The 14,368-nt window shown below is 58.5% G+C and carries 13 protein-coding genes; 2 read left to right on the top strand and 11 right to left on the bottom strand.

Annotated elements, in window-relative coordinates:
* Positions 1 to 182 precede the first annotated feature (182 nt).
* From galS to EH164_RS07550, 4 genes are all read right to left on the bottom strand, one after another.
* Complete coding sequence (gene galS, locus EH164_RS07565; RefSeq protein ID WP_023479773.1) at positions 183 to 1,208, bottom strand: HTH-type transcriptional regulator GalS; 1,026 nt, start codon at positions 1,206 to 1,208, stop codon at positions 183 to 185.
* A gap of 155 nt (positions 1,209 to 1,363) precedes the next feature.
* Entirely contained in the window at positions 1,364 to 2,524 is a 1,161-nt protein-coding gene (gene yeiB / locus EH164_RS07560) for a DUF418 domain-containing protein YeiB (protein WP_124967812.1), read from the bottom strand.
* Between the two features lie 16 nt (positions 2,525 to 2,540).
* The gene (gene folE, locus EH164_RS07555) at positions 2,541 to 3,206 is read right to left on the bottom strand and encodes a GTP cyclohydrolase I FolE (RefSeq protein ID WP_042717583.1); all 666 of its coding nucleotides are present in this window, start codon (positions 3,204 to 3,206) and stop codon (positions 2,541 to 2,543) included.
* Positions 3,207 to 3,309: 103 nt separating this feature from the next.
* Entirely contained in the window at positions 3,310 to 4,458 is a 1,149-nt protein-coding gene (locus tag EH164_RS07550; protein ID WP_124967811.1) for a YbfB/YjiJ family MFS transporter, read from the bottom strand.
* 149 nt (positions 4,459 to 4,607) lie between these two features.
* On the opposite strand from EH164_RS07550, the gene fghA reads away from it, so the two are divergent.
* A complete protein-coding gene (gene fghA, locus EH164_RS07545; protein WP_042717580.1) occupies positions 4,608 to 5,444 on the top strand; it encodes an S-formylglutathione hydrolase in 837 nt (278 codons plus the stop codon).
* Positions 5,445 to 5,479: 35 nt separating this feature from the next.
* On the opposite strand, the gene cirA is transcribed toward fghA, so the two are convergent.
* From cirA to yieE, 7 genes are all read right to left on the bottom strand, one after another.
* A complete protein-coding gene (gene cirA, locus EH164_RS07540) occupies positions 5,480 to 7,462 on the bottom strand; it encodes a catecholate siderophore receptor CirA (protein ID WP_124967810.1) in 1,983 nt (660 codons plus the stop codon).
* A 270-nt stretch (positions 7,463 to 7,732) separates the two neighbouring features.
* Positions 7,733 to 9,202: an amino acid permease gene (locus tag EH164_RS07535; RefSeq protein WP_124967809.1), complete on the bottom strand. Its 1,470-nt coding sequence runs from the start codon at positions 9,200 to 9,202 to the stop codon at positions 7,733 to 7,735.
* A gap of 156 nt (positions 9,203 to 9,358) precedes the next feature.
* The gene (locus EH164_RS07530) at positions 9,359 to 10,096 is read right to left on the bottom strand and encodes an amino acid ABC transporter ATP-binding protein (protein ID WP_124967808.1); all 738 of its coding nucleotides are present in this window, start codon (positions 10,094 to 10,096) and stop codon (positions 9,359 to 9,361) included.
* A complete protein-coding gene (locus EH164_RS07525) occupies positions 10,077 to 10,733 on the bottom strand; it encodes an amino acid ABC transporter permease (RefSeq protein WP_023479714.1) in 657 nt (218 codons plus the stop codon). Before EH164_RS07525 ends, EH164_RS07530 begins: the two co-directional genes overlap by 20 nt.
* Positions 10,733 to 11,398 carry an amino acid ABC transporter permease gene (locus EH164_RS07520; RefSeq protein WP_124967807.1) on the bottom strand — a complete coding sequence of 222 codons (666 nt, stop codon included), beginning with the start codon at positions 11,396 to 11,398 and terminating at the stop codon, positions 10,733 to 10,735. Before EH164_RS07520 ends, EH164_RS07525 begins: the two co-directional genes overlap by 1 nt.
* A gap of 3 nt (positions 11,399 to 11,401) precedes the next feature.
* The gene (locus EH164_RS07515; protein WP_124967806.1) at positions 11,402 to 12,187 is read right to left on the bottom strand and encodes a transporter substrate-binding domain-containing protein; all 786 of its coding nucleotides are present in this window, start codon (positions 12,185 to 12,187) and stop codon (positions 11,402 to 11,404) included.
* Between the two features lie 154 nt (positions 12,188 to 12,341).
* A complete protein-coding gene (gene yieE / locus EH164_RS07510) occupies positions 12,342 to 13,208 on the bottom strand; it encodes a DNA-binding transcriptional regulator YeiE (protein WP_124967805.1) in 867 nt (288 codons plus the stop codon).
* A gap of 102 nt (positions 13,209 to 13,310) precedes the next feature.
* Between yieE and EH164_RS07505 the strand changes: the two genes are divergently transcribed.
* Entirely contained in the window at positions 13,311 to 14,360 is a 1,050-nt protein-coding gene (locus EH164_RS07505; RefSeq protein ID WP_124967804.1) for a YeiH family putative sulfate export transporter, read from the top strand.
* The last annotated feature ends 8 nt before the right edge of the window (positions 14,361 to 14,368 follow it).

Raw genomic sequence — 14,368 nt, 5'->3', positions numbered from 1 at the left:
TCCGTGTTCGGTAACGCTCCAGAAGATCGCTTTATCCGATGCTTTTACGTGAACGTTTCATTAAAAATGAATACTCACCGTTACATCGTGTTTCAGCTTCCAAAACGCTGACATCATAGTCAGCGCCTTGTTAAGATACTGTGAATTTACTCACAGATTGAAAACGGTTACATCGCGGCGCATTACAAGTTAGTGATCGGTGCCACACTTTGTCGCAACGCCACGGAATGACGGCGTACCAGCGTCGGCATAAAGCAGTGTGCCGCCTGCGGATCGAGCTTGCCCGCCGCGCCCTGCAACGCCAGCTCCGTCGCCAGCCGCGCCATTGACGCCACCGGGTAACGCACGGTGGTTAATTGCGGATCGGTGTAACGGGCAATCGGGATATCATCGAAACCAATCAGCGACAGATGCTGTGGCACCGCAATGCCATTATCTTTCAGCGCCGTCAGCGCGCCCGCCGCCATGCTGTCGTTGTAAGCGAAAACGGCGGTCAATTGCAGATTGCGACCCAGCAGTTCTACCATCGCCGCCTCCCCGCCCTGCATATCCGGCGAACCGGTGCCAACCCAGCTATCCGGCGCGGCAATGCCCTGCTCTTCCAGCGCGCGGAACCACCCTTCGCGGCGCGAATCGTTATCTTCAATCTGATGGCTGGAGGCGAGGTAGCCGATGCGTTGATGGCCGTTATTCAGCAGCATGCGCGTCGCCATCACCGCCCCGCTGACGTTATCAAGGCAGACGCAGCGGTGTGCGTAACCGGGCACCACGCGGTTGATCAGCACCATGCCGGGGATCTGCTCCATAAAGCCCGTCAGCTCTTCATCGCTAAGCGCTTTTGAGTGCACAATCAGGGCGTTACAGCGCTGACGTATCAGCACCTCAATGGCGTGGCGCTCTTTTTCCGCCTCATGATAGCTGTTGCCAATCAGCACATACTTTTGATGTTCCTGCGCGACGGTATCCACCGCTTTGACCAGCGCGCCAAAGAAGGCATCGGAGACATCCATTACGATCACGCCGATGGTGTCGCTCACCTGTGTCGCCAGCGCCTGGGCGTTGGCATTCGGGCGATAACCGAGCTGGGCGACCGCCTGCATCACGGTTTCGCGTGTCTCCTGGCTGACCAGGGCGCTGTTGTTGAGTACGCGGGAAACCGTCGCGACGGAGACGTTCGCATGACGGGCAACGTCACGAATGGTGATCATTATTTCCCACCTTGTCTGAATGGCGGCACGTCACAGGCACCCCCTGGGTAAAGTAAGGAGGCTATTCTGGCAGTCGCGGTGGCTTTGCTACGTGAGAGGCATCACATCAATGGAAACGGTTACATCGCATTTGTTAACGATTGTGATCCAGATCGTTATCTGCTTGTAGGAGGTAATGCGCTGCCCGCCGCACGGGCGGTGAGTTGACGCCACAGCCACTCAAGCGGCCCCTGGCGAAAACGCCTGAGCCACAGCACGGAGAAGAGGATATTAACCGCCCAGACGGCGGGGACGATCGCCAGCAGTTGCAGGCGGTCAAAGCGCATAAAGAGATTGAAGTGGTAAAACAGCGTGGTGCAGATCAGGGTCTGCAACAGATAGTTAGTGAGCGCCATACGCCCGACGCAGGCGATTGCGCTCACCAGTTTACTGGCGCAGATTTGCGGCCAGAAGCCCCACGCCAGCGCCGCATAGCCGATGGCCTGCACCGGCGCGCTCAGCTCGCGCGGCGCCTGCAAAAAGAAGGCGCACCAGCGGTAAGACCAGCCCAGTTGCCACTGGGCGACAATGGCCGGAATATTTACCGCCATTCCCGTAACCACCAGCAGCGCGCCGACGCGCCGGTAGTGGCGAAGCGGGAACTGCCCTCTCATCCAGCCGCTGCGCATGAGTGCAGCACCAATCAACATCAGCCCGGCCAGCTGCCAGCCATACTGCACGCCGAGCGCCAGCAAGGCGTTTGACAAGAGATCGCTGCGGTTGCTCAGCCCCTCCACCAGCGTGCCGCTGGTGCGCCACCAGGCTTCATACTGCACGTTGGCGGCATCGGGCAGCCAGGAGTTGTTCGGCGTGGTAGCGGAGATCGCACCCAGCAGCAGCAACACAACAATGCCGATGAGATAGAGCACCACGCCGGTATGAAACATCGCTTTCACGCTCTGCGCATCGCGAATCATTCGCCAGCCGATAAGCCCCACCAGGCCATAAGCCAGCAGAATATCGCCTTCCCAGAAGAAGAGTGCGTGAATGAAACCGAGCAGCACCAGCAGCGTCAGGCGGGACTGGATCCAGCGCTTGCCGCGTGGCAGCAGCATCTGCAACCCGGCACCAAAAAGAATGGCGAACAGCGAGAGGAATTTTACCTGCGCAAAAAGGTCGAGCAGCGCCCAGGTCCAGGCATCATGCAGGGTGATGTCGCCATACCAGGCGGGATTGAGATAGGCCGCCTTCGGCAGACCAAAGGCGGTGATATTGAGCAGCAGAATGCCAAGGATGGCGAGGCCACGAATAAAATCGAGCGTGACGCTCCTTCCCATGTTGGCGCTCCCGCAATCAGTTAGTGTGACGAACGGCGCGCAGGAACTCCTGGCGGGTGTTCTGGCTCGACTTAAACAGGCCACCGAGTGAGGTGGTAGTGGTGGCGCTGGTCGCATCACGAATGCCGCGCGCTTTCACACAATAATGGACCGCATCAATCGATACCGCGACATTGTTGGTGCCAAGCAGGGTTTGCAGCGCGGTGAGGATCTGCTGGGTCAGGCGTTCCTGAACCTGCGGGCGCTGGGCGAAGAACTGCACAATGCGGTTGATTTTCGACAGGCCAATCACCGACTCTTTCGGGATATAGGCCACCGTCGCTTTGCCGTCGATCGTGACAAAGTGGTGTTCGCAGGTGCTGGTGAGCGTAATGTCGCGCACGGTCACCATCTCATCGACCTTCATCTTATTTTCAATGACGGTGATTTTCGGGAAATTAGCGTAATCAAGACCGGAGAAGATCTCATCGACATACATTTTGGCGATGCGATGCGGCGTTTCCATCAGGCTGTCATCATTCAGATCGAGATTGAGCAGCTGCATGATCTCGGTCATATGGCCGGCGATAAGGCGTTTACGGGATTCATTATCCATTTGCACCGGGGGGCGCAGCGGGGTTTCCAGACCACGGGCAACCAGCGCCTCGTGCACCAGCGCCGCTTCTTTACTGAGTGATGACATATTTTCTTCTTCTCCTGCAGGTATGGCGTGCTTCGCGTGTTGCGGCGAAGTGAGGCAACATTGTGCGTGAGGTCGCGCACATAATCCAGCCCGCCGGGGATAATTATTGAAATTGCCGCTGCCTTTCAGGCTGACGTTTCCACACCAGAACACCACCAATCGCCAGCGCAACCGCCGCGATACCGAGCGCCGGCTCAAGGCGTCCGCTAAGCCAGGTCGAGAGCGCGGAGGTCATCGGGCCGACCAGTTGCCCGACGGCATAGCCGGTGGTGAGCAGCCCCGCCATATAACGCGCGTGGTAGGGTGCCAGCTCGCGGCCATAGAGCAGTGAAAGCTGCACCGCACAGAGAAAACCACCGCCGACCAGCACCGCGCCGCACACCAGACCGCTCAACCCCGGCAGAAGCCAGGCCGCCAGCACGCCCGCGCCCTGCAACCAGAGGACTATCGCCAGCCGCTGATGGCTCTGCCCGCAGTGGCGCAGCAGAATACTAAGGCCAATGCCGATCACCGCCGCGAGGCCGAAAACCGGCCAGACAAACTGGGCAAACAGGCTGCCGGGAAAGCGCAGCGCCGCCATCTGCGACAAAAAGGTGGCGGGCAGAATATAGCCAAACCCGGCCAGGCTATAGCTCCAGACCAGCCGTTTCAGATCGGTCGTCAGGTGCAGAGGCTGCGTCTTAACCTCCGGGCGGTGCCACTCACCGGGCTTCGGCAAGTAGCGGGCAATCAGCGCCACCAGCAGCAGCGCCAGCACGCCATAAACTTGCCAGGCTGACGCAGCGCTTAAGCCTTTGGCCTGAATCGCCACCGCCAGCAAGCCGCTTAACGCGATGCCCGCGCCCGGCCCGGCAAACACCGCCGCGCTGAGGCCCGGTTTTCCGGCATGAGCCAGCCGCTCATTGGTCCAGGCAGCAATCAGCACCATTCCCCAGCCGCTCATCGCGCCGATAATCAGCCGAATCGCGCCGTGCAGCAGCGCGTTGTCTGCCAGCGCAGAGAGGAAAGTGAGCAGCACCGCGCCGCCAATGCCAAGCCACAGGCGCACTTCGATATGCCGCTTCGCGCGCATCGCATCCCAGGCACCAAGCAGATAACCAAGGTAGTTAATGGCTGCCACCAGCCCGGCACTGGTGAGGGTGAGCTGGCCGTCGCGGATCATCAACGGCACCTGTGGCGTAAAGGCAAAACGGCCAATCCCCATCACCACCACCAGCACGATAAAACCGCACAGCGCGACGCGTAGCGCCATCCCAGCCCCCGAATGTTAATGTAAAGTTATGTTTATGATGCATTATGTTGCGCAAGTGCGGAAGTGAAAGTTACTCACAGCGGCGTGAATTATCTGTATTATGCAGGGTTATCACTCTGTTTATCTCTGTGAAACCTGAGGAGCCCCGCATGGAATTGCTCGAAGAGCACCGCTGTTTTGAAGGCTGGCAACAGCGCTGGCGTCACGACTCCAGCGTCCTGAACTGCGCCATGACGTTCAGCATCTTTTTACCGCCGCAGCGTAGCGATGCGCGCCCGCCGGTGCTTTACTGGCTCTCCGGCCTGACCTGCAATGATGAGAATTTCACCACCAAAGCCGGTGCGCAGCGCGTCGCCTCTGAACTGGGCATTGTGCTGGTGATGCCGGATACCAGCCCGCGCGGCGATGAGGTGGCTGACGCCGACAGCTACGATCTGGGTAAAGGGGCAGGCTTCTATCTCAACGCCACGCAGCAACCGTGGGCCACGCACTACCGGATGTTTGATTATCTGCGCGACGAACTCCCGGCCCTTATCCAGAGCGAGTTTAACGTCAGCACCCAGGCGGCGATCAGCGGTCACTCCATGGGCGGCCACGGCGCGCTGATTATGGCGCTGAAAAACCCGGGCCGTTACACCAGTGTCTCTGCCTTTGCGCCGATTGTGAACCCGTTACAGGTGCCGTGGGGGCAGAAAGCCTTTACTGCCTATTTAGGTGAGGATGCCAGCCAGTGGCGCGAGTGGGACAGCTGTGCGCTGATGCTGGAAAGCGGCGAAGGTGACGCCATTCCGACCCTTATCGATCAGGGGGACAGCGATCAGTTCCTCGCCGATCAGTTACAGCCAGCGCGGCTGGCAGAAGTGGCGCGGCAGAAAAGCTGGCCGCTGACCCTGCGTATTCAGCCGGGGTACGATCACAGCTACTTCTTTATCGCCTCGTTTATTGAAGATCATCTGCGCTTCCATGCGCAGCACCTCTTCCGCTAAGCGTCACCCCGGCGTTTTCGCGCCGGGATCTCTCATCAGAAGCGGTAATCAATCGCCGCAAAGTAGCGACGTCCATCTTCGTTAAAGCTGTAGTCATCCCGGCTGAGATCTTTATCGCCGAGGTTAAGCACGCCCGCGCGCAGTTTGACGTTTTTCGTCGCCTGCCACGCGCCGCCCGCATTCCAGATAACATATCCGCCCGGCGTTGCGCCCTGGGAGACCGAGCGTTTCTCGCCGCTATAGTTCGCCGAGACATAGAACGACCACGCGTCGTTAGCCTGCCAGTCCAGCGTACCGTTAGCGGTGTGGAACGGCAGATCCTGCAACGGTTTATTGCCGCCGCCGCTCAGGTTGCGCCCGTCGTTATAGGTGTAATTAAGCGTTAGTTTCCACGCTTCATCGAACGGGATTTTCACCTCCGTCTCTACGCCCTGAATCCGCGCTTTATCGACGTTGTAGTAGCGGAACACCGGTACCCGCGCCCCACGAGCGTTACGCTCAAAGCCGACAAAGTTCGGATAGCCCGGCGCTTCGGTCAGGCTGGGAGTTCGGCTGATATTGATCATATCCTCAATATTGTTCTGGAAGGCGGTAACGCTGCCCTGCACGCCCTCGAGCCAGCCCTCTTCGCCACTGTAGTAGAGCCCCAGTTCGAAGCTTTCGCTGGTTTCCGGTTTTAGCTCCGGGCTGCCGACAATCCGGCAACTGCCGCGACAGGAGTTGCTCGCCCAGTCGGGGCTTAGCTGCAACAGCGACGGCGCTTTAAAGGCCGTTGCCCAGCCCCCTTTCACCGTGATGGTATCGGTAGCGCTCCACACCAGGTAGGCACGTGGGCTCCAGTGATCGCCATAGGTTTCATGGTCATCCATGCGCAGGCCGGTGGTCAGCGCCAGCGGTTCAATAATCCGCCACTCATCTTCAATAAACAGCGCGTACTGGCTGGAGGAGGTTTTACTGCTGTTACCGCCGGTCAGGTTAATGGGATCGCTGAGTTTGTCATGACGCCATTCACCGCCCAGCGTCACTAATTGATTGATCTCACCGAGCGGCAGCACCACTTTGCCATCCACGGTGTTGCTTTCCGAACGGATAGCGCTGGCGTTACCGGGGTTTTTGTTATCGATCTTCTCGCCGTAGAAACGCAGCTCGCTATTAGCCGTGCCCCAGCGCCCGTTGTGCGCCAGCGAGTAGTTCTGGCGATCGAGGCGGTTTTTATTCAGTGAATCAGAGTTGCGGTCCTGGCGGTCATAACCGTAACCAGCGGTAAAGTCGTGATCTTTGGTTGGCGTCCATGCCAGTTCAACATTGCCATCGCGGCTGGTAAAGCCCTCGATGCGCGGTGACTCACCGCTGGCGGCGGTTTGCGAAGCCTGCTGCCGATCTTTTTCGCGCTTCGCCACACCGCCAAAGGCCTTCAGCCCGAGCACGCCGTCAATCAGTGGCCCGCTGGTGTAGAACTGGCCATTTTGCGTATCGCCGCGATCGCGGTGCGCCTGGATGGTGGTGTCTGCTGTAATTGAGCCGCTCCAGCGCTGGCCGATTTTTTTGGTAATGATATTCACCACGCCGCCGAGGGCGTCGGAGCCATACAGCGACGACATCGGGCCGCGCACCACTTCAATGCGCTCAATCGCTTCTACCGGGATCCAGTTGAGGTCAAAATCGTTGTGGCGGAAGACGGCATTGCGCGAGTTGACGCGCTTGCCATCAATCAGAATCAGGGTGTAGCTGCTGTTCAGCCCGCGCAGGCTGACACCTTTGCGGTTATCCCCTTCATTAGTGAGCTGTACGCCGGGTACCTCTTTCAGCACATCTTTCAGGTTTTGCACCGGCCTGCGCTGTAAATCCTGCTGCGTGATGACACTGATGCTGGCAGGCGCATCTTTCAGGTTCTGCTCGCTGGCCGAAGCGGTCACCACCAGCGTTTCACCCTCCCCTGCGGCGGCCATCACCGGCAGCGCCAGCGTTAACGCGGACGCACAGAGGCCTCCCCGCATAATGGGATTCAAGGTAAACATTCCGTAACTCCATGAGGTCTGAAAAAGATTGAAAAAGTTGCTCACGTATTGCAAAACCGCGCCCCGTTACATTGACGAGGGCGTTATAGATTGTGGAAACATCAGGCGCATGAATCCCGCCGGGTTCCCTTTTTTTTCAGACGCTTACCTTAGTGCAAACGAGAATGATTATCAATTTCGCAAACTTAAAGTTATGTAAAGGAGGGCGGGTAAATGGGAGGAGAAAGTGATAAAAAAACGCCCTCCGAGCAGAGGGCGTCAAGCAGGTAATTATTTGGTAAAGCGTTCCGGGAACTCCATCTCGCTGTAGCGCACAAAGCGCGTCCCTTTGCTGAACTTGTAGCCCAGCCAGATCACCAGGAAGAGCGGAATGCCGATATAGGTCGCCGTCACCGCGCCCCAGTCAATGGAGTCTTCGAGGAAGGCCTGATAGTTCTGCCCAAGCGTGATGATCAGGCAGAGCACAAAGGCAAAGATCGGCCCAATCGGGAAGAAGCCGGAGCGGTACGGCAGGTTATCCAGCGAGTGGCCCTGCGCAACATAACCGCGGCGGAAACGGTAGTGGCTGATGGCAATCCCCAGCCAGGCGATAAAGCCCGTCATGCCGGAGGTGTTAAGCAGCCACAGGTAAACGGTCTGGTTGCCAAACATCGAGGTCAGGAAGCAGAGACCGGCAATCACCGTGGTGGCATAGAGCGCGTTGCGCGGCACGCCGCCTTTCGACAATTTGGCGAAGATGCGCGGCGCTTTGCCGTCGCAGGCCAGCGTGTAGAGCATACGGGTCGACGCATACATGCCCGAGTTACCCGCCGAAAGTACCGCCGTCAGGATCACCGCATTCATCACCGCCGCCGCCGAAAGCAGGCCAGCATGTTGGAACACCAGCGTGAACGGGCTGACGCTGATATCTTTCACGTCGTTACGCAGCAGGCTTGGATCGGTATAGGGAATGATCAGGCTGATAATCAAAATTGCGAAGACGTAGAAGAGCAGGATTCGCCAGAAGACCTGACGCACCGCGCGCGGAATGTTCTTCTCCGGATCTTCGGATTCACCAGCCGCAATACCGATAAGCTCGGTGCCCTGGAAGGAGAAGCCAACAATCATCGCCACGCCAATCATCGCCGAGAAACCGCCGGCAAACGGCGCGTCGCCGATGCTCCAGTTGCTCCAGCCCGCCGGTTTTTCACCCTGGAAAATGCCGACAATCATCATCACGCCGACAATGATAAAGATAATCACGGTGGTCACTTTGATCAGCGAAAACCAGTATTCCGCCTCGCCAAAGCCTTTCACCGAGATGTAGTTAAGCAGGAAGATAACGACCAGGAAGAGCGCGCTCCAGATCCAGCCCGGCGTATCCGGGAACCACCAGGTCATCACCAGTTGGGAAGCGACAAGGTCAACGGCGATGGTCACCGCCCAGTTGTACCAGTAGTTCCAGCCGAGGGCGAAGCCGAAGCCCTCTTCGACATATTTCTGCCCGTAGGTCGAAAAAGAGCCGGAAACCGGCATAAAGGCAGCAAGTTCGCCAAGGCTGGTCATCAGGAAATAGACCATCAGGCCAATCAGCATATAGGAGAGCAGCGCGCCGCCCGGCCCCGCTGAGGAGATGGTCGCCCCGGAGGCGACAAACAGACCGGTCCCGATGGAGCCGCCAATTGCGATCATCGTCAGATGACGCGCTTTCAGTGCACGACGAAGCGTGGTCGCTTCTGTGGTTTTTGTTTCGGAAACCATAAGAAAAAGCTATCCATCCAAAAAATGAGGCGCGATTGTAGCAGACGAAACGCGGCCCTTCCGGTGGAAAAGGTCTCTTATTAGAGACCTTCATAATTGGCCGCGAATTATAAGTAAAGCAGTGAATGGAGGATGTTGCGAGGCGAAAACGCGCGGTCAGGCGAGACCGCGTACCGAAGCGATAAACTGCTGTAACTCAGGCGTGCGCGGCTGGCTGAAGAAGGTTTTACTCGCCCCCTGCTCCCACACTTTGCCCTGATGCATAAACACCACCCGATCGCCCACTTCACGGGCGAAATTCATCTCATGGGTGACCAGAATCAGCGTCATCCCTTCTGCGGCAAGCTTCTCCAGCACGCGCAGCACTTCGCCGACCAGCTCGGGATCGAGCGCGGAGGTGATCTCATCGCAGAGTAAAACTTTCGGCTTCATCGCCAGCGCGCGGGCAATGGCAACGCGCTGCTGCTGACCGCCGGAGAGGCTCGACGGCGCATAATCGATGCGATCGCCAAGCCCGACTTTCTCCAGCATCTCCACCGCCAGCTCGCGGCAGGCTTCAGCCGGCATTTTCAGCACCCGACGCGGCGCCAGCATCACATTTTCCAGCGCCGTCATGTGGGGAAAGAGGTTGAAGCTCTGAAACACCATCCCGACGGATCGGCTGATCTCCCGCGCCTGCGATTCACGGTCGGTCACCGTCATGCCGCCAAGTTTGATGCTGCCATCCTGGTAGCCCTCCAGCCCGTTCATGCAGCGCAACAGGGTGCTTTTGCCCGAGCCGCTGCGCCCGATAATCGACACCACTTCGCCCATCTCAATATCCAGGCTTACGCCCTTCAGCACATGGTTGTCGCCATAATATTTCTGAACATCATTAATGGTGATGAGCGGCATGGAACTTTTTCTCCAGATAACGGCTGTAGCGCGACAGCGGATAACACAGCAGGAAGTAGCCTGCGGCGACGAGGCCAAAGACTTTAAACGGCGCAAAGGTGACGTTGTTCAGCATGGTGCCTGCCTTGGTTAGCTCGACAAAACCGATGATGGATGCCAGCGCCGTGCCCTTCACCACCTGCACGGAAAAGCCCACCGTTGGCGCAATGGCAATGCGGATCGCCTGCGGGGCGATAACGCGAAACAGCGTCTGACCAAAGCTCAGCCCGAGACAGCGGCTGGCTTCCCACTGCCCTTTTGGCAGGGCGCGAATCGACCCGTACCAGATATCGAGCAGAAAGGCGCTGGTAAACAGCGTTAAAGCAAGCGTGGCGGCGGTCCAGGCACTGACATCAATACCGAACAGCCCAAGGCCAAAAAAGGCGAGGAACAGCTGCATCAGTAGCGGCGTACCCTGAAACAGCGCGGCATAGGCGCTGACAAAACGCTGCGGCCAGCGCCAGCGGCCAAGGCGCACCATCAGCAGCGGCAGGGTGACCAGCGTGCCGCAGAAAAAGGCGATCAGCGAGAGCAGCACCGTCCAGCGGGCGGCCAGCAGCAGATTGCGCACAATATCCCAGTCGGTAAAGGTACTCATCATGCTCTGCTCCCTAACCATTTACGCCCAATCGCCAGCAGCGCCTGGCGCATCAGCAGCGAGAGCGCGAGGTAAATCAGCGTGGTGACGAAATAGACTTCAAAACTTAAGAAGGTGCGCGACTGAATGAGGTTCGCCATAAACGTCAGTTCCTCATAAGAGACCTGCGACACCACCGACGAGCCGAGCATCACCATCACGCACTGGCTGACCAGCGCCGGGTAGATCCGCGCCAGCGCGGGCGGCAGCACCACGCGCAGGAAGGTCTGGACTTTTGTCAGGCCGAGTACGCGCGCCGCTTCCCACTGCCCTTTTGGCGTCACCTGAATGCCCGCACGAATAATCTCCGTGCTGTAGGCGCCAAGGTTAATCAGCATGGCGAGCAGCGCCGCCTGCCCGGCGGTGAGCTTTAGCCCCAGCCCTGGCAAACCAAAAACAATAAAGAAGAGTTGCACGACAAACGGCGTGTTGCGGATCACCTCGACATAGATCCCCCACAGCGTGCGCAACACGCCCGGTTTGCCGCTGCGCAGCGCCGCGCCGAGGATGCCAAGCGCGACGCCGCCCACCGTTGCCAGCAGCGTCAGGGTGATGGTTGTCCACAATCCGGCCAGCAGTTCCGGCCAGAAGGGCCAGAGCGCGGCAAAATCAAGCGTCACCGTCATCGCTTATGCGCCAAAGTTCGCGGGCAGCGGGGCCTGCATCCACTTCTGCGAGAAGCTGTTGAGCGTGCCCTCTTTCTGCGCCTGATCGACCAGCTTGTCGACCTCCGCCTTCAGCGCCGGCTGGTTTTTCATCAGCCCGATAAAGCAGGGAGAGTCCTTAAGCATAAATTTGCTCACCGGCGCCTTTTGCGGGTTCTGGCGGGCAATCGCCGCGACGACCACATTGCCCGTGGCGAGGAAGGCCACCTGGCCGGAGAGATAGGCGGAGAGCGTGGTGTTGTTATCTTCATAACGCTTCACCTGCGCATCTTTTGGCGCGATATCGCTCAGCACCATATCTTCCACCGCGCCGCGCGTGACGCCGATGGTTTTGCCGCTCAGGGCTTTCGCATCGGTAAGGGTTGCGTCTTTCGGGCCAAAGACGCCGAGGAAGAATGGCGCATAGGCGCGGCTGAAATCGATCACCCGCTCACGCTCGGCATTTTTACCGAGGCTTGAGATCACCAGGTCAACTTTATTGGTTTGCAGATAGGGCACACGGTTTGCGCTGGTGACCGGCACCAGTTGCAGCTTCACCTTCATCCCTTTTGCCAGGTAGTTGGCCATGTCGATATCGTAGCCCTGCGGCTGCAAATCGGTGCCTACCGAGCCAAACGGCGGGAAATCCTGCGGGACGGCCACGCGCAGCACGCCGCGCTGTTGAATATCCTGCAACTGATCCGCCAGCGCCTGGGCGGAACAGATCATCATTACTGCTGCACTGGCTGTCGCCATCATCCACTTTTTCATCTCAACACCTCATCGCCCATGAAACAAAAGATTCTTTGAATCACTTTTTGCAACTAATGTGCCAACGAAGCCAGTGCCTGATTCAGCGGGAGTGCGGGTAAACGAGAGGAGGCCTGCACCCCTAAAACGGTGCAGGTGCCTGCTGATGGTGCAATCAGATATCGCAGTAGCGGATAAAGCGGGTCAACGCGCTGGAGAGATGTTTCTGGCGGTGATGAATGCGCCACAGGGTGCGTACCAGGCGAGGTAACGGCAGCGGGACTTCCATCAGCGTGCCGGTTTCCAGCTGTTCGGCAATCACGCGGCGCGACAGACAGCTGATGCCAAGCCCGTGGCGTACCGCATGCTTGATCGCTTCTGAATTGCCAAGCTCCATGCCTAGCTGAAACTGCGGCAGGTGTGAGAGCAGTAAATAGTCGACGATTTCGCGGGTACCGGAGCCGCGCTCGCGCAGGATCCACGGTGCCGCGGCAAGGGCTTCCAGCGTTACCTCACTTTGCAACAGCGGCGAGGAAGGCGGCGCAAACACCACCAGTTCATCTTCCAGCCAGGGCTCAGCGATGATCTCCGCCGCATGGCACGGCCCTTCGATAAGCCCGATATCAACACGAAAATCGGCCACGGCGGTGATCACATCCTGGCTATTGCCGACGCTCAGTTCCAGCGGCAGCTCGGGAAAATCACGCCGGTAGTGGGCGATCACCTCTGGCAGGATGTAGTTACCGATGGTGCTACTGGCGAAGACGCGGATGGCACCGTTAGCTTCACGAAACAGCTGTTCAATTTCGCTTGCCTGCTCCAGCGCCGCCAGCGCCCGCGGATAGAGCAGTCGCCCGTGTTCATTCACCACCAGCCGTTTGCCCACGCGATCGAACAACTGCACGCCAAGCTGGCCCTCCAGATCCGTCAGCGCAGCGCTCACCGCAGATTGCGACAGCGCCAGACGCTGGGAGGCCTGGGTGGTGGAGCCGCTTTTCAGCACTTCAGCAAACACTTCGAGCTGGCGCAGGGTTATGTGCACAGGAGATCCCTTACCACTTATAAAGATTGATTATAAATATATAATCAATTTTACCTTTAAGCCAGCGCGCCGTACCCTTTTCAGCAACAAGAGGAGAAGGCTATGACCGACATCACATTACACTCTCATCACTCCCGCGTCTGGCGCGTGATGCCCGGCCTGCTACTGAGCGGCGCGATTACCGCGGCGGCGCTGTGGCTGGGCTCCCTGCCCGCCGTTGCTGGCTTCGGCCTGAGCGCGTTAACGCTGGCGATCCTGCTCGGCATGGTGCTGGGCAACACGCTCTACCCGGCGCTGCATCGCCACTGCGACGGCGGTGTGCTGTTTGCGAAACAGCATCTGCTCCGGCTCGGGATTATTCTTTATGGCTTTCGTCTGACCTTTTCGCAGATTGCGGACGTCGGCGTCAGCGGCGTGCTGATTGATGTGCTGACCCTCTCCAGCACCTTTATGCTGGCCTGTTTTCTCGGGCAAAAAGTTTTCGGGCTGGATAAGAAAACCAGCTGGCTGATTGGCGCGGGCAGCAGTATCTGCGGCGCGGCGGCGGTGCTGGCAACGGAGCCGGTAGTAAAAGCGGAGGCGAGCAAAGTGACCGTCGCCATCGCCACAGTCGTGATTTTCGGCACGCTGGCGATCTTTATCTACCCGGCGCTGTGGCCGCTGCTTGCGCCGTGGTTTAACCCGCAAACCTATGGCATCTGGATTGGATCGACGGTGCATGAAGTGGCGCAAGTGGTCGCCGCCGGTCACGCCGTCAGCCCGGAGGCAGAGAATGCGGCGGTGATTGCCAAAATGCTGCGCGTGATGATGCTGGCCCCCTTTTTACTGCTGCTGGCCGCGCGGGTGAAACAGCTCAGCCCGCAAGAGGGTAATGAGAAAAGCAAGGTGACGATCCCGTGGTTTGCCATAGGCTTTGTGGCGGTGGCGGTATTTAACTCCTTTCACCTGTTACCGCCCGCAGCGGTGAATATGCTCAACACACTGGATACGCTGCTGCTGGCAATGGCGATGGCCGCACTTGGCGTGACCACCCATATCAGCGCGCTGAAAAATGCCGGGGCGAAACCGCTGGTGATGGGTCTGCTGCTCTTTATCTGGCTGATTGTCGGCGGCGGTGCGATCAATCTGCTGGTTCACACGGTAATGGCATAAAGCACTAC

It is taken from the genome of Kosakonia sp. CCTCC M2018092 (genome assembly GCF_003864115.1).
GTDB classification, from domain to species: domain Bacteria; phylum Pseudomonadota; class Gammaproteobacteria; order Enterobacterales; family Enterobacteriaceae; genus Kosakonia; species Kosakonia cowanii.
This window is presented reverse-complemented; position numbering and strand designations above follow the sequence as displayed.